Source organism: Labrenzia sp. VG12, assembly GCF_002237595.1.
GTDB lineage: Bacteria > Pseudomonadota > Alphaproteobacteria > Rhizobiales > Stappiaceae > Roseibium.
Window position 1 is genome coordinate 3,304,146 of record NZ_CP022529.1, and the last position, 16,577, is coordinate 3,320,722.

Sequence of the window (16,577 nt, forward strand, 5' to 3'; positions counted from 1 at the left end):
CCGATCGGCGCCCTTTTTCATGAAGGTTCAGCTTTCTCAGGCGGCGATCAGGATGTGGTCCTCCGGCAGCCTTTCATCGAACTGCACACCGGATCCCGAGCCGGTCTCGCGCACCACCGTGCCATGCAGGCATGTGCCATCCAGGAAGTCGAGCGTCATCTTTTCGCCGATCGGAATGTCGTGCATGTCGAGGATCTGTGCCCCGGAGATGCTGACGTCTATCAGCTGCGCGACTCGCTTGCTCCCGTCCTTGAACGTGAGCGTGACATCTTCGGAAATCGCCTTGCGGACGCTGCGGCGCCGGTCTTCGACATCCCTTGTGACATCGGCCAGGAACTTCTCGACCTCGGTCGCCAGGCTGTCGCTGGCCTCCGAAACAAGATTGGACGCGTTGTTGACCGAACCGGCCTCATCGGAGGTCTGCATGACGGCACCAGACACGGTAGACATGCTGTTGGCCGCTTCACCGGTGCTGTCACTGGCCGACCGGGCCGACCGTGCGATTTCCTGGTTTGCTGCACGCTGCTCCTCGATTGCGCCGGCGACGGAACTGGTCAGATTTCTAATCTCGGACACCTTGTCGGCGATATGCTCAATGGCCCCGGCCGCGTCCTTGACCGACGTCTGAATTCCGGTGATGCGGCCGGAAATCTCATCCGTCGCCTTGGAGGTTTGCTCCGCCAGCTCCTTGACCTCGGACGCGACAACCGCAAATCCGCGACCCGCCTCCCCGGCCCGCGCAGCCTCGATGGTCGCGTTCAGGGCCAGAAGGTTGGTCTGTTCAGCAATATCGCGGATCAGGTTGACCACGCTGCCGATATGCTCTGCTGCTTCCGAGAGGGTCTGCACGTTGCGATTGGTCGCCTCGGCAGCTTCCACGGTTTCCGTGACAATGCGTGTGGTCGCTTCCGTCTGGTGGGCGATTTCCTGGACGGTCGCGGTCATCTCTTCCGTCGCCGCGGCAACGGCAGCAACGTTTTCAGACGCGCTGTTGGAGGCCTTCCCGGCCGTGTCGGATTCCGATTTGGCGTTGATGGCCAGTTCCTCAAGCGTATGAGCTGCTTCGCGCATGCGACCCATCTGGTCGCTGACGGTTGCCAGGCGGTCGGACATGACCGACTTGAAGTCCTTGATCAGGTTCTCCAGGAAGGTCTGGCGCTGACGCTCCTTGTCTCGTTCGCCGCGTGTCTGGGTTTCCAGATGCAGACGCTGAATGGCGTTTTCCCTGAAGACATCAACGGCCTTGTACATGTCGCCTATCTCGTCCTGCCGGTCGGCGCCACCCGTCTCCACCTTGGTGTCGCCACCGGCAAGTCGTTCCATAGCGTCAACGATCCGGCTGATCGGCAACGTCACTGTCCGCGCTGCAAAGAAGCCGGCAACGGCCGCGACCGCAAGGAGAACCATTCCCGCAAGCAGCATTCGATTGCGCATGGTCACAACGGGTGCAATCGCCTCGTCATAGGCCTGCATTGCCAACAGGATGTAGTGATTGCCCTGGTAGTCGAACTTGACGGCCTCGACATCAAGCAGTTCGCCGCGATGGAGCGTGTCATACCCGAAGGCGGCGCCAATTTCCTTGGCCTCCTCGACAATGGGGCTGGTGATACTCGTGGTCAGAATATCATTTACATCCGCCGTATTGGCCGAATCGTTGCGCATCAGGCCGTCTTCGCCGATCAGAACGAGTTCGCCGGTTTCCCCAAGGCCAAGATTATGGCGCATCAGCTCGTTGGTACGATCGACCGGCATCTGAAAGGCCAGCACGCCTACGGTCTCCCCGTCGCCATCGACCACCGGATGGGCCATGAAACTGGCCGGGGCGTCATAACTCGGTCCGTAAGGCGCAAAATCGGTGAACGCGACGTCGCTGTGGTCGGTAATCTTCAGCGCGGCCCGGTACACCTTGCCCAGATCGGTGTCCGCCCATTTGCCCCCGCCTTCCATGAAGTTGGTGGCATAATCCAGCTCCTTGAAGACGGAATAGACAAGGTTTCCCTCAGTGTCGAACAGGAACACATCATAATAGCCCTGGTCCTGTTGCAGCTTGTGAAACCACTTGTGGTATTTTTCGTGAGCGTCGTCATAGGCAGAGCCCGTATCAGCGCGATAAAGCTTGTCCTTTTCGCCGGTCGGATAGGAGTTTTCGGTGATGTAGGCTGCCTGCAGCGATGTCTTGGGGTCGCCTCCGGACATGCTCCAGAAGCTCCAGATATTTGCAAACTCCTTGACCGCCGTGACCGTACCGGGGTGTTCGGCCGTCAGCACCAGCTCTTTCTCGATAGTCGTCAGGTAAGTTTGCAGTTCGTCCGCACCGGTTTCGGCGGCCGCAAGCAATCGCTGCTTCGTCAGCTGCTCCAGACTGGCAACCGATGTCAGGTAACTGGCGACACCAATACCGACACCGACCAGGGCAGCGACCCCTACAACAAGCGCCGGAATTTTTTTTGACAAACGCATTCCCGAAAACATGAGCTTCCCCCAGGGACGTAACCATTCGGTCGAAAACACCCCAACGTAAGCTCAATTAGTAAAACGATGCGTTAACTATAATCTGGTGAAAAAATATAGTAAAAACCACCAATGGCACTTCGATGAAAAGAGAAAAATTCTTAGTTAGAAATACCTGTTATCTTAAGATCCGGTGACCGAATCAATTGCGACAAGCCCTCTCCGCGGGCCGTCACGCAGGCACCAGAGCCTCAACGAGGGCGCCGCGCTGCTGAATGACCCGTCCTGCGAGATTGGCCCCGGCATCGACACTGGCCGCAATATTTCCGGTGACGAGGTACTCCGCAAGAAAAGCGGCATTGAAGCTGTCCCCGGCCGCCGTGGTATCGACAATCTGCGTGACCGGTTGCGGCTGAAATTTCTCACGCTTCCCTTGGGTGGCACAGATGACGTCTTCCGATCCGTTCTTCACCACAACCATGGCAGCGCCTGCGGCCAGATACCGGTCGGCACTCACATCGGGCGTTTCATCTGAAAAATGTGCCAGCTCGTCTTCAAAGGACGGCATGACGAAGTCGCACACCCCGGCGGCTTCCGTGACAGAGGCCCGCATCGTGTCGGCATCCTCCCAGAGACGCGGCCGCAGATTGGGATCGAAGGCAACTTTGGCTCCATTCGCACGTGCTACCCGCAAGGCCTCCAGAAAGGCGGCACGGTCATCTGGCGGCAGAATGGCCAATGTAATGCCGCTGAAATAGATAAGACCGGCCTCCGCCAGCGACGCTTCAAGCTGCGCAGGGTCGGATGCCAGGCATCGGGCCGCCGCCTGTGAGCGCCAATAGGCAAAACTTCTTTCGCCCTCTTTCAACTGGATCAGATATAGCCCGACAGTGCGGTCATCCATCTGCTGGATGCGGTCAGTTTCAAGACCCGAGCCTTCCAGGAACCGCAGCATCTGCGCAGAGACCTGATCCTTGCCGACAGCGGTGACATAGCTCACATCCCAGCTTCGCGGCAGACATTTGCGTGCATACCAGGCGGTGTTCAGCGTATCGCCGGCAAACCCCATCTTGAACGTGCCGTCGGCGGTTGGAGCCATCTCCACCATGCATTCACCAACAGCCAGAAATCTTGTCGACACGAGGGGCTCCTGAAGCGCTTGAGAGCGGAAAAACTTAAGGCGAAAATCCCGCAGAAATCCGGGATTTAAATCCATTAGCATAGAATGCCTGAAACGCGAAACACGACCAAAGGCGCAAGGCAACGGCCAAAGCGGTTTGGCCGTCTGACCCACACGTTCAAACCCGCAGAAAGCCGCTCTTCCCGGTTGGTCAAAAAAATTTCGGACTACTTGATGCCGGCGCGCATGAAGCTCTGCACAAACTGGCGCTGGAAAAGCAGAAACGCGATCAGGAGCGGGCCGGATGTCATCAGAGTGGCCGCGTTGATCACCGACCACTCGATGCCACTGTCAATCGCGGAGAAGATGCTGAGCCCGACCGTGACGGGCCGCGTATCCACCGAATTGGTGACAATCAGCGGCCAGAGAAAATTGTTCCAGTGGTGACTGACCGAGACAAGGCCATAGGCAAGATAGGTGGGCTTGGCGAGCGGAATATAGACCTTCCAGAGCACCCCCAGAAAGGAAGCCCCTTCGATCCGGGCCGCTTCATCCAGCTCCCTGGGGATTGTCATGAAGGTCTGGCGCAACAGGAAGATCCCGAACCCGGACGCGATATAGGGCAATGCGATGGCTGGGATCGTGTCAACGAGATTCAGGAGCCGCATGGTCTGGTAGTTTTCCACCATCAGGATGTCCGGCATGACCAGCAGCTGCAGCAGCACCAGGGTGAAGAGGATAGTGCGCCCCGGAAACTGGAACCGGGCAAAGGCAAAGGCAGCCAGCGTACAGAGGAAGAACTGCCCGGCCAGGATCATGCTCACCAGGAGGAAGGTGTTGAGAAAGTACCGGGCAAACGGCGCCGCCTCCCAGGCCTTGGAAAAATTCTCCAGCGTCAGCGGAGCAAACAGATCAAACCGCGCCTCATAGGCGGCCGGATGAAATGCGGTCCAGACCGCATAGGCAAGCGGCAGCACCCACAGGAGCGCCAGCGCCCAGGCAGCCAGCGTGTTCAGCAGCTTGTCAAGATCAAGGCCGGCGCCGGTCATTTGTAATGCACCTTGCGGTCGAAGAAGAAGAACTGGCCGATCGCAAGCAGCGACAGCAGCACCAGCAGGGCCACGGTCAGCGTCGCCCCATAGGCCGTTTCCCAGAAGCGGAACGCGACTTCGTAGATGTAGAAGAGCAGCAGTGCGGAGGCATTGTCCGGCCCGCCGTCGGTCAGGATAAAGATATGGTCGACCAGGCGGAAGGAATTGATCACCGCATTGACGCAGACGAACAGGGTGGTCGGCATCAGCAGCGGAAAGGTGATCCGCCAGAAGATCGTCCAGCGCCCGGCGCCCTCGATCTGCGCCGCTTCCTTCAGTGACACGGGGATTGCCTGCAGGGCCGCCAGGTAGAAGATCATGAAGAAGCCCGCTTCCTTCCAGATGGTCACCACGATGATCGCATTCAGTGCCGTGTCCGGATTGCCGAGATAGTTGGAGGCCGGCCAGCCGAACAGGGCGCCGGTGATCTGGTCGAACAGGCCGAAGCCGGGCGTATAGAAGAACATCCAGATATTGGCGACCGCAATCAGCGGCAGCACCGTCGGCGTAAAATAGGCCATGCGCACGAAGCTGCGTCCGGCCAGCTTCTCGTTGACCCAGAGCGCCATGACGATCGCCAGGCCGACCGACAGCGGTATCGTGCCGAGGGCGTACCAGAGATTTTTCCAGAGCACCTTCCAGAACACCGGGTCGCCGATCATGCGCTCGTAATTGTCGATACCGATGAACTTGGCCGGGCGGCGTCCGCGCGGCGTTGAAAAGAAGCTGTTCAGAAAGGTCGTGACCGCAGGAATATGGGTGAAGGCAAACAGGAACACCAGCGCCGGCAACAGCAGCAGCCAGCCATAGATCCAGTCGCGTTTGAGTGTGAGGTCCCGCATCGGCGTCACGTGATCAACAATTGGAGAAAAAAAGGAAAAGGATGGGAGAGCAAAAAGACGGTGCGCCGGGGTGGGAAACCGGCGCACCGCCCTTTTCGGAGGTCCTAGCGGTATTCTGCCAGGATCTCGTCAGCCTGTTCCTGGGCTTCCTTCAGCGCCGTCGCCGGGTCTTTCTTGCCGGTGATGGCAGCAGCCAGGGCATCGTTGAAGAGGCCGGTGACACGCTGGTTCTGGTAGGTCGACAGCTCGGCCTTGGCGAATTCCAGCTGGTCACGGGCAACCAGGGCCGGAGCGAAGTCGGCGGTATAGGCCTTCATCGTTTCGGTTTCCCAGGTCTCGGCGCGCGGAGCGACATAACCGGTGGCAATGGTCCACTTGGCGGACTGTTCCGGAGCGGTGATCCACTTGACGAACTCGACAGCTGCCTTGTTCTGTTCATCAGATGCGCCCTTGAACAGGTAGAAGTTGCCGCCGCCCGTCGGAGCGCCGCGCTGTTCTTTCATCGGCAACATGGCGACGCCGAAGTCGAACGGAGCATTGGTGCGCACGTTGGTCAGGTTGCCGGTGGAAGTCCACATCATTGCGGTCTGGCCCTCGAAGAAAGCCTTCGGGGTTGCGCCCCATTCGATGATGCCCGGTGCCATGACGTCGTATTTGGTGGACAGGTCAACCAGATACTGCAGGGCCTCGACCACTTTCGGATCGTCAAAGTTGGTCTTGTTCCCTTCGGCATTGGCCAGGATCGCACCGTTTTCGATGGCCAGGCCCTGGAACAGCCAGTACGGGAAACCGGAAGACGGAATGCGCACGCCCCACTGGGTGACGTTGCCGCTGTCGTCTTTCTTCACCAGCTTCTTGCCGAATTCGACCATTTCTTCCCAGGTTGCCGGGGCAACATCCGGATCAAGGCCGGCAGCCTTGAAGGCTTCCTTGTTCCAGTAAAGAACCGGCGTGGAACGCTGGAACGGGATGCCGTAGGTCTTGCCACCGGTCTGGCTGTTTTCCATGAATGCCGGGTAGAAACCCTCGATCCATTTCTTGTCTTCCTCTGTGGAGAGGTAGTCGTCGAAAGGAACGATCAGGTCTTCATCGATCAGGGTGAACATGTCGACCGAGAGGATCACGGAAAGCTGCGGCGGGTTGCCACCACGGGACGCAGTGATCGCCTTGGCAACGGTGTCCTGGTAGGAGCCGGCATAGACGGCGTCAATGTTCACATCCGGGTTCTGGGCGACATATTCGGCCGTCAGCTCCTGGATGGTATCAGCGGCCTTGCCGCCAACGGCGACCGGGAAATAAAATTGCAGATCAACAGCTTGAGCAGAGGCCCAGGTGCTGAGGGAAAGCGCCGTTGCAGCAACGGCTTTCAGGAAAGTGGACTTCAACATCAGTTTGGTTCCTAAGATTTGAACATCCGCCCGGGGCGGTCGGTCTGCGCTGACACGCACAGCTGGTCAGGAGCGCAACAGCGCTCCAAATTCGGAAACAAGGTCGTCCCGGCGGCCGCCGGTATCGGCATCAAAAACGTGAAGGGCGTCTGGCGCGAAACCGAGCTCGATCCGGTCGCCAGGCGTCACGGATTTGCCGGTCGGCAGGCGCACCTGAAATGAAGTTTCGGCGATTGCGCAGTCCGCCAGAATGTCGGCGCCAAGATATTCAACGGTCCGGATCTCGGCACGCAGCGGCCCACCTTCTTGCGCATGCATGGCTTCCGGCCGCACACCCAGCTGGAAATCGGGCGCAGTACTCAGTTTCTTGAAGGCATTGGCCGGGAACAGGTTCATGGGCGGCGTACCGATAAAGCGGGCCGCAAACGGATTGGCGGGCTTTTCGTAAAGATCCCTAGGGCTTGCGACCTGCTCAAGCCGCCCCTTGTTCAGAAGAACAACCTGGTCCGCCATGGTGATCGCTTCCACCTGGTCATGGGTGACATAGACCATGGTAAACCCGAGCTGCTGCTGCAGTGCGCGGATCTCCACCCGCATTTCATGGCGCAGCTTGGCATCAAGGTTGGACAGCGGCTCGTCCATCAGGCAGATCGGCTTTTCGCCGATGATCGCCCGTCCCAGCGCAACCCTCTGCTGCTGACCGCCGGACAGCTGTCCCGGCTTGCGGTCAAGCAGCTGGCTGAGGCCAAGCAGATCGGCGACTTTCTTCAGGCGTTCATCGCGATCCGCGCGGCCAACCCTGCGCACCTTGAGACCAAAGATGATGTTTTCGGCAACGCTCAGATGCGGAAACAGGGCGTAGGACTGGAACACCATGGAAAGGTCCCGTTTCGACGACGGCCGTGCGGTCACGTCTTCGCCGCCAATCAGAATCTTGCCGCTGCTGACGTTTTCCAGGCCGGCAATCATGCGCAAGGTCGTCGACTTGCCGCAGCCGGACGGGCCGAGCAACGCCGTGAAGGATCCGGCCGGGATCTCGATCGACACGGCGTCCACGGCGACGGTCTCACCCCAGACACGCGAAACGGCGTCGAGTGTGATCGGCTTGCCCGAGCTTTCCTGGAAGACGTCGGCCTTCACCCCCTGCCCTCCTGTTCGGCCACGAAGACTTCCGTCTTCGATCCTTTCAGGTTTTCCAAAAAGCTGGCCGGAACCGGCCTGTCCGTGAAGATCGCGTCGACCTCTTCCAGACGTCCGCCGCGGACATGAGCGCTGCGGCCGAACTTGCTGTGGTCGAGCACCAGATAGGATTTTCTGCAATTGGCGAGGATCGACTGACGCGCGGCCACCTCGTCTTCATGAAAGTCGAGCAGCGTGCCGTCTTCATCGACACCCGCCACGCCGAAAATACCGACATCGACCTTGTAATTTGCAAAGAATGCCTGGGCTGCCGAGCCCAGGACGTCCCTGTCGCCATGACGCAGACGACCACCGGCGATCGTGACCTGAAAAGAGGGATTGGTGGACGCGGAGAAGGCAACGTTCAGATTGTTGGTAAAGACGGCAAGCTTGTCATGCCCGGTCAGCGCCTGCATGACGATTTCCGGCGTGGTGCCGATCGAAAATGCGACGGACTGATTGTTCTCGACATGCCCGGCAACCAGATTTGCAATCTGCTGCTTCTCGGCGAGATTGAGGATCTGCCGGGTGGAATAGTGGATGTTCGAGGCCGGCGCCGGCGGCTCCACGCCGCCATGGGTTCGGCGCAATATGCCGAGCTCGCACAGGCCATTCACATCCCGGCGGATGGTCTGGGTGGTTACATCGAACCGTTCGGCAAGCTCCTCGACGGAAGCAAACCCGGCCTTTTGCACCAGATCGGCAATCTCGGCCTGGCGTTTGGAAATATCTATCTGCCCAAGCATATTCTTTGGATCCGACATCGTCTCACCTGCTCCGGAAAACCCGAAGGCTGGTTGTTTTCAAGGGCCCGGTGTTGACTCGAAAGAGCCTGACTTCGAAGCCCGGTTAAATCATGTTCATATGAACGTTATTCGACGCTCATATGAACATGATGTGACAATAGTGGATTTGGTGGAAGAGGTTTTTCGGTAAACGTGTGCATCCGGAGAGAAAACACGTTTATCGCGAGTCCCGGTTTGCACACCTGAGACTGCTGACCGGACCGAAATCGGGTCTTTGCAATGCCTTCCAAAACAACGCACGCCGCATCAAGGCGACAGTTCCGTTGGCCCAAGACAAGGGCCGCAGCTGTCCCTCCAGCTATGCAGGCTGAAGGCCGGATGTCAAAGGATAGGCACAACCAAACTGGCTGATGGACAGGCCGACATCAATGGTAAGGCGTCCGCCCTCTTGCGAGAAGAGGGAGGACGCAGGATCTACTTTCCGAGACAGCCCCGGCCCACGCAGGACGTGCGCCTGGTTACCGGTACAGGAATGATTTCCCGTTGCCGTCGAAGAGGTGCAGTTTTTCCGGGGCCGCGGTCAGACGGATCGTGGTGCCACGGGAGATCTTGTGAATGCCCGGCAACTTGGCGATCAGCGGCGCGCCACCGTTTTGCGCCTTGAAGTAAAGCACGGTGGTTTCGCCAAGCGCCTCAATAATCTCCACTTCGGCAGACACCAGATAGTCGTCGCTTTCCGTCACCGTCAGGTCTTCCGGGCGCACGCCCAGCTTGACCGTCTGGTCCTTGTCGCTGTCCTGCGAGGCGATCGGCACATCTGCATGGCCGCCGTCGGACATGACGACCGACGTCTGGCTGCCCGTCGCCGTGACCTTGGCCTCGACCAGGTTCATCGCCGGTGAGCCGATGAACTGGGCAACGAACGTGTTGGCCGGGCGCTCGTAAAGATCCAGCGGGGCGCCGAACTGCTCGACATCGCCGCCGTGCAAGACAACGATCCGGCTGGCCAGCGTCATGGCCTCCACCTGGTCGTGGGTGACGTAGATCATCGTGCTGTCGGGCATGCTTTCCTTCAGCTGAGCGATCTCGATCCGGGTTGCGACACGCAGGGCCGCATCCAGGTTCGACAACGGCTCGTCGAAGAGGAACACCTTCGGGTCCCGCACGATCGACCGGCCGATGGCAACACGCTGGCGCTGACCGCCGGACAATGCCTTCGGCAGGCGGTCCAGATATTGCGTCAGCTGCAGCCGGTCCGCCGCCGCCCGCACGGCCGTGTCGATCTCGTCGCGGGACTTGCCGGCCAGCTTCAGCGCGAAAGCCATGTTGTCGTAGACCGTCATATGCGGATAGAGCGCGTAGGACTGGAACACCATGGCAATGCCGCGCTGCGCCGGCGGCACGTCATTGACGACCATGTCGTCGATTTCCAGCGTTCCGCCGGTGATCTTTTCCAGCCCTGCAATCATGCGCAGGAGCGTCGACTTTCCGCAGCCCGAGGGACCGACAAAGACGATCAGTTCGCCCGGTTCGATTTCCAGATTGATGTTCCGCAGAACCTCGACGGTGCCGTAGGACTTGCAGACGCCTTTCAGAGACAAGGAGGTCATGCCGGCTGCTCCCAATTCTTGATCTTGTTCATGTTATTTGACCGATCCTGCGAGGAGACCCCGCACCAGATAGCGCTGCATCAGGAAGAAGACGGCCAGCGGCACCGCGATCGAAACGAAGGCGGCCGTCGCCAGGATTTCCCAGTTGCCGCCGCGCGTTCCGAGCAGCTCGACGATCTGGTTGGTCATGACGGTGGTCGATCCGGTCGCGTCGATCAGGAACACCTTGGCCACCAGCAGGTCGTTCCAGGTCCACAGGAACTGGAAGATCGCAAAGGAGGCGAGTGCCGGGAAACTGAGCGGCAGGATGATCCGGGTGAAGATCTGGAAATCCGTCGCCCCATCGACCTTGGCATTCTCGATGATGTCCCGAGGCAGACCGACCATGTAGTTGCGCAAGAGATAGACCGCCAGCGGCATGCCGAAGGCCGTGTGTGCCAACCAGACCCCCATATAGCCCTTGCCGATGCCGATACCGAGATGCAGACGCAAGAGCGGGATCAGGGCGAGCTGAAGCGGCACAACCAGAAGCGCCACGACCGCGGCGATCAGCAGAGCCCTGCCCGGAAACTCCATCCAGGCCAGCGCATAGGCGGCAAAGGCCGCGATCACGATTGGGATGATCGTCGCCGGAATGGTCACGGTCAGCGTGTTGAAGAACGCCTTGGCCATGTTGTCCTGGCCCGATCCGGAGAAGAGGATTGTCTGGTAATTCTCCAGGGAGAATTCCGGCGGCACGGTCGCAGTGATGAAGATGCGCTGCCCCCGCCCGGAGATCTGCTTGTCGTTGCCGCTCCAGACATAGCTGCCGTCCGGCTGCAGCGTCACGGTTTCACCGTCCTTCATCTCGGCCGTATCGCCGGGCTGGAAGGCATCGATGTTCCGCGAGGACACACCCCAGGCGAGAATATCGCGCGGAGCGCCTTCGAAGATATTTCCGGTCACCACGAACCGGTCGCCTTCGGCAACGCGCGTGTCGTCCGGATCACTCGTGCGGTAAACCTCGTTCTGCTGCGACGGAAACAGGGCCGCCCACCAGCCCGAGCTGGAAATCTGGTCCGCGGAGCGGAAGGACGACACGAACAGGCCGACGGTCGGAAACAGCCATAAAAGCACCAGGGCGGCGACGGAGATGTGGACGGCCCAGGTCAGGCCCGATTTTTTACCGGCGATACTGGCCATTATTTCATCTCCTTCCGGGCGTTGTAGACGTTCCAGACGAGGATTGGTGTCACCAGCAGCATGATGATGATCGCGCTTGCCGAGCCGATGCCCCAGTCATTGGCGCGGAAGAGCTTGTCATACATATAGTTGGCCAGAACCTGGGTTTCCCACTGACCGTTGGTCATGGCAAAGACGATGTCGAAGACCTTCAGAACGGTGAGTGTGATCGTGGTCCAGACGACAACGATCGTGCCCATGATCTGCGGCACCTTGATCTTGAAGAAGATCTGAAACGGATTGGCGCCGTCGACGATGGCGGCTTCAACGGTTTCTTCCGGGATGCCGCGCAGGGCCGCGGAAAGAATGACCATGGCAAAGCCGGTCTGGATCCAGATCAGGACCACCATCAGGAAGAAGTTGTTCCAGAAGGGCAGCGTCAGCCAGGTCTGCGGCTCGCCATAGGGCAGCTCGACAATCCAGACGCCGACCGCGGAACTGACGGAAAGCCAGACCAGCCAGACGCCTGCGACCGCCACCAAAAGGCGAAGCGGCAACAGCCATGGCGAGCGGTCCTGGCCCTTGGCGATGATGTCCTTGGCAAACAACCAGGCGACATAGGCAACGATGCCGGCAAAGGCGAGATAGAGCAGCGTCGGCAGAACCTGCAGCATCAGGATTGACCCGACGCCGCCGTCAAACTTGAGCCAGACGTGATTGAGCACGCCGATCTGGTTCTGATCAGCCGGACGGGTGTCGTAGATCAGCTTGAAGATCACCGAGGCGCCGACAAAGGAAATCGCCATCGGCATGAAGATGAGAGACTTCGCCAGGTTGCCCCAGCGAATGCGGTCGGTAAGCTGCGCGACCAGAAGGCCGAAGGCGGTGGACGCCGCCGGCACAACGATCAGCCAAAGCATGTTGTTGCGCACCGCTTCCCAGAACTTCGACTCGTTCATCATCTTGCGATAGTTCTCGAACCCGACGAATGCCCCGTCCAGCGACCGGTCGGTCAGCGACAGGCGCAGGGTCTCGAACACCGGGTAGGCGAGATAGAGCGTCAGTGCGAAGATGGCCGGAAACAGGAACAACCAGGGACGCACCATGTTGGCGCGGTTGATGTTCTTCCCCGCATTCGGCCCCCTGGCAGGAAAGATCACCTTGTCGAGGATGACATTCGAAAAGAAAAAATACCCTAAGCATGCCCCAACGCCAAAGACGATGGTGAACAGACCCAACAAGGCCGGGTTGTCCGTGAACATGGCCGTTCCCTCCCGTTTGATTATCGGGCACGCCCGGCGGACCGGACACACCCCTGTCTTGAGGAACTTCAGATTTTGGACGTGATTTTGTTGTTTTACGGCGCCTGCGCCGGTCCTTCAGAAAAACGGCCGGCTCCCCGAAGAGAACCGGCCATCTGGAGGATTATTTCAGAGCGTCCCAGCTCTTCTGGATTTCCTCGGCCACGGCCTTGGCATCCTTGCCGCCGGTATAGTCGACCATGCCGGTCCAGAACGTGCCGGCACCGACACCGCCTGGCATCAGGTCGGATCCGTCGAAGCGGAAGGTGCTGGCATTGACCAGAATTTCACCCTGACCACGCAGCGTATCGTCCTTGTAGGCCTGCGGGTTGACCCCCTTGTGCGGCGTCAGGAAGCCGGTCTGCGCCATCATCACTTCATGCGAGATCGGCAGCTCGAAGAACTTCATCAGTTCGCTGGTCGCATCGGACGGGTTGGTGATCGCCATCAGCGTACCGCCGCCGAGAACCGGGCTACCAAGGTCTTTCTCGGCATAGGCCGGGAAGTAGAAGAAGTCGACATCCGTGCCGAATTCAACACCATCGGGGAAGAATGCCGGAACGAAGGACGCCTGGCGGTGCAGGTAGCACTGCGGCGGCGAGGAGAACATGCCTTTCGGGCTGTCGCGGAAGTCGGTGGATGCGACGGCGCCGGCACCACCGGCAACTTTGGCATCGTCCCGTGCGAACCAGCCGAATTCCTCGATGGCGGCAACAACGCGCTCGTCATCGAACGGAATTTCGTTCTTGGTCCACTGGTCGTAGACATCGGCCGGCTGGGTGCGCAGCATCAGGTCTTCCACCCAGTCGGTCGCCGGCCAGCCGGTGGCTGCCCCGGAACCAAGACCGATGCACCACGGCGTTTCACCGTCTGCGACGATCTGCTCGGTCAGCGCTTTCAGCTCTTCCATGGTGGTCGGCACTTCGTAGCCGGCATCCTCGAAGTTTTCCGGAACGTACCAGACAAGGCTCTTCACGTTGACATTGTAGAAAAAGCCGTAGAGCTGGTCCGCGCCGTCCTTGTCCTTGTAGGTCCCCAGGTTGACCCAGCTTTCGCCGGCGCCGTAATTGTCGGCCACCCAGTCGGCCATGCCGTCCGGAAGCGGCGTCAGCAGACCGCGGGCAGCCATGTCGGCGGCCAGACCCGGCTGCGGGAAGACGGCGATGTTCGGAGCTGCGCCGGCTTCGGCGTCGATCACGATCTGCTGCTCGAAGGAATCGGAGCCGGTATAGATCACTTCCGCGCCGGTGGCTTCGGAGAAATAGGCCAGAACATTTCGGAAATAGCCGTCTTCCGGCTGCAGCCACGGACCCGCGATGGTCACGGTCTGCCCCTTCAGGTCAGGCGCTTTCTCCGCCCATGCGTTGTAGCTGTCCCAGTTGAACGGGCCTTCGCCCGGCGTGAATTTCAGGTCGGCGGCCATGGCAGTGCTCATGCCAAAGCCCACAGACAGTGCCAGGCCTGCGGCACAGGCCATCAAACGTGTTTTCATGTCAGTCCTCCCAGATTGTCCCTATGCTGGGACACTCCATTTAAAGTGGCATACCTCACCACCTGGCAGCAATACCCATCCTCTAGGTATGATCAGCAATTCTGCCAGAACCGGTCATCCAAACCGCTTTGGATTTCGCCCTAACCATGTCGATCCAAAACGGACTTGTCAAGCATACAACTCGCCAATTATTGTTGCATTTCAATAACAGCCTATCGGGAGGAACGCTTTCAAAGCGTTTTGGGCAATATGAGCAATGGCATAAACCTGAAAGAACTGTCGCAGCGCCTCAAGCTGTCGCAGACAACCGTCAGCCGCGCGCTCAACGGCTACCCCGAAGTAAGCGAAGACACACGCAAGCGTGTCACCGAAATGGCCGAGCGCCTTGGCTATGCCCCCAACAGCCAGGCACGGCGCCTTGCCACCGGCCGCGCCATGGCCATCGGCCATGTGATACCCCGCTCAATTCACGAGATGATGAACCCGATCTTCCTGGAATTCATTGCCGGCGCCGGAGAGACCTATTCCGGGCACGGCTACGACATGATCATCTCCGTGGTCGAGGATGACAAGGAAGAAGACGCCTATCGCCAGATCGCCTCGCGCAAGAAGGCCGACGGCGTGATCATTCATGGCCCGGGCCATGACGAGCAACGCCACAAGCTGCTGCAGCAGCTCAATCTGCCCTTCGTCGTTCATGGACGCATTCCGGGCGCCGAGGAAGAAACCTCCTGGATCGACATGAACAACCGGCGCGCCTTCGAGCGTGCAGCCAACCTGCTGCTCGATCTCGGCCACAAGCGGATCGCGCTCCTGAACGGGCTGGAGCACATGGATTTCGCCCGGCGGCGCCGCAAGGGGTTCGAGGAAGCCTTGATTGCCCGGGGCCTGACACCCGACCCGCGGCTCATGCGCAGCGCAGACATGACCGAGCCCTTCGGCTGCGACAACGCGATGGACATGCTGAAAAGCGACAATCCACCGACCGCGTTCCTCGTCTCATCGATGATTTCGGCGATCGGCGTGGCCCGCGCGGTTGGCCAATGCGGCCTCAAGACCGGCAAGGAGATCTCGATCATCACCCATGATGACGCCCTGTCCTTCCTGCCGAACAGCGGCGAAGTGCCGATTTTCACCTGCACCCGGTCTTCGGTGCGCTATGCCGGCCAGAAGGCAGCCGAGCTGCTGCTCAACATGATTGCCGATCCGCTCGCCAAACCGGCCTCGCTTCATCTCGACGCAGAACTGATTATCGGCCAGTCAACCGGCCCGGCCCCGGCCTGACCGAAACGCAAGGCGCCTTTCTTCATCATCCACTCTTGCAAGCGGATCAGACCTGCGACAGACCGCAGGTCTCAAGAAGGATCTTCATCCGGCTGAGGCCGTTCAGACGATGGACACTTGCGGTTTCTGCCGCCAGCTCCGCATCTCCTGCCAGGATCGCCTCATAGATCTTGCGGTGGTCCGCCGCATTGGCGGCCGGCGCCTTGTTGAGCCGCAGCAGAACATTGTTCGCCCGATAGATCTGGTCCAGGAACCCGCCGATCTCGGCCTCCAGGCGCCTGTTGCCGCTGACGCTCGCCATCCACCGGTGAAACCGGTCGTCCAGTACGGCCCAGCCTTCGATGTCGCCCTTTTTCAGAACCTCATCCGACTGATCGAGCAGATCCCGGATCGCGCCGGTCGCCGAACTCTCGATCTTCTTGCCTGCGGCAGAGCGCACTGCGAGGGCCTCCAGCGCCGACAGGATCTGGTAGATCTCACAGATGTCCCTGCTGCAGATTGGCAGTACTTTGGCGCCGCGGCGCGGCACCAGACCGACCAGCCCATCGGCTTCCAGGCGGATCAGCGCCTCTCGTACGGGCGTTCGGCTCATGCCGAGTCGATTGGCGATATCCGGTTCCGGGGCCTGAAACCCGGGAGGCAGCTCCCCTTTCAGGATTTCCGATTTCAAACGATCATAAGCGTTGTCGACGCGTGTGGATTTGGCTTTCGATGACATCGCGGGATGCACCCAGTCTCCTGATGTGAATATGCAGATTGCATTGTCCCGCACGCTCCTAAGCGTAGCCGGCACCTTGTTTTGAGCGCAGGAAGTCATGCTCCCGACGCGGCCGGTCTGTTTTGAAGGTAAAATAAATGCCGTATCGCTAACAATATCTTTAGAATTTTATCAAAATCCCTTCCGCCACGGCA

General features: G+C 59.6%; 13 protein-coding genes. 1 reads left to right on the forward strand and 12 read right to left on the reverse strand.

The features are described from left to right. Window positions 1-36 precede the first annotated feature (36 nt). The 11 genes from CHH27_RS15285 to CHH27_RS15335 all read right to left on the reverse strand — a co-directional run bounded on the left by CHH27_RS15285 (window position 37) and on the right by CHH27_RS15335 (window position 14,381). Complete coding sequence (locus CHH27_RS15285; RefSeq protein WP_247646113.1) at window positions 37-2,460, reverse strand: methyl-accepting chemotaxis protein; 2,424 nt, start codon at window positions 2,458-2,460, stop codon at window positions 37-39. Window positions 2,461-2,683: 223 nt separating this feature from the next. Then, a complete protein-coding gene (locus CHH27_RS15290; RefSeq protein WP_094072357.1) occupies window positions 2,684-3,592 on the reverse strand; it encodes a sugar kinase in 909 nt (302 codons plus the stop codon). A gap of 206 nt (window positions 3,593-3,798) precedes the next feature. Continuing rightward, a complete protein-coding gene (locus tag CHH27_RS15295; protein WP_094072358.1) occupies window positions 3,799-4,620 on the reverse strand; it encodes a carbohydrate ABC transporter permease in 822 nt (273 codons plus the stop codon). Continuing rightward, on the reverse strand, window positions 4,617-5,504 hold the full coding sequence (locus tag CHH27_RS15300) for a carbohydrate ABC transporter permease (protein ID WP_094072359.1): 888 nt from the start codon (window positions 5,502-5,504) through the stop codon (window positions 4,617-4,619). The genes CHH27_RS15295 and CHH27_RS15300 overlap by 4 nt, the downstream gene beginning before the upstream one ends. A 104-nt stretch (window positions 5,505-5,608) precedes the next feature. Continuing rightward, on the reverse strand, window positions 5,609-6,892 hold the full coding sequence (locus CHH27_RS15305; RefSeq protein ID WP_094072360.1) for an ABC transporter substrate-binding protein: 1,284 nt from the start codon (window positions 6,890-6,892) through the stop codon (window positions 5,609-5,611). 66 nt (window positions 6,893-6,958) lie between these two features. Then, a complete protein-coding gene (locus CHH27_RS15310; protein ID WP_094072361.1) occupies window positions 6,959-8,032 on the reverse strand; it encodes an ABC transporter ATP-binding protein in 1,074 nt (357 codons plus the stop codon). After that, entirely contained in the window at window positions 8,029-8,835 is an 807-nt protein-coding gene (locus CHH27_RS15315) for a DeoR/GlpR family DNA-binding transcription regulator (RefSeq protein ID WP_094072362.1), read from the reverse strand. Before CHH27_RS15315 ends, CHH27_RS15310 begins: the two co-directional genes overlap by 4 nt. A gap of 500 nt (window positions 8,836-9,335) precedes the next feature. Further along, the gene (locus CHH27_RS15320) at window positions 9,336-10,427 is read right to left on the reverse strand and encodes an ABC transporter ATP-binding protein (RefSeq protein WP_094072363.1); all 1,092 of its coding nucleotides are present in this window, start codon (window positions 10,425-10,427) and stop codon (window positions 9,336-9,338) included. Window positions 10,428-10,460: 33 nt separating this feature from the next. Next, a complete protein-coding gene (locus CHH27_RS15325; protein ID WP_094072364.1) occupies window positions 10,461-11,609 on the reverse strand; it encodes a carbohydrate ABC transporter permease in 1,149 nt (382 codons plus the stop codon). Then, a complete protein-coding gene (locus tag CHH27_RS15330; protein ID WP_094072365.1) occupies window positions 11,609-12,850 on the reverse strand; it encodes a carbohydrate ABC transporter permease in 1,242 nt (413 codons plus the stop codon). Before CHH27_RS15330 ends, CHH27_RS15325 begins: the two co-directional genes overlap by 1 nt. Before the next feature lie 163 nt (window positions 12,851-13,013). Then, entirely contained in the window at window positions 13,014-14,381 is a 1,368-nt protein-coding gene (locus tag CHH27_RS15335; RefSeq protein ID WP_094072366.1) for an ABC transporter substrate-binding protein, read from the reverse strand. Window positions 14,382-14,630: 249 nt separating this feature from the next. On the opposite strand from CHH27_RS15335, the gene CHH27_RS15340 reads away from it, so the two are divergent. Next, window positions 14,631-15,665, forward strand: a complete 1,035-nt coding sequence (locus CHH27_RS15340) for a LacI family DNA-binding transcriptional regulator (RefSeq protein ID WP_094072367.1) — start codon at window positions 14,631-14,633, stop codon at window positions 15,663-15,665. Window positions 15,666-15,711: 46 nt separating this feature from the next. Here CHH27_RS15340 and CHH27_RS15345 read toward each other — a convergent pair whose 3' ends face one another. Next, entirely contained in the window at window positions 15,712-16,383 is a 672-nt protein-coding gene (locus CHH27_RS15345) for a GntR family transcriptional regulator (RefSeq protein WP_198338226.1), read from the reverse strand. Window positions 16,384-16,577 lie beyond the last annotated feature (194 nt).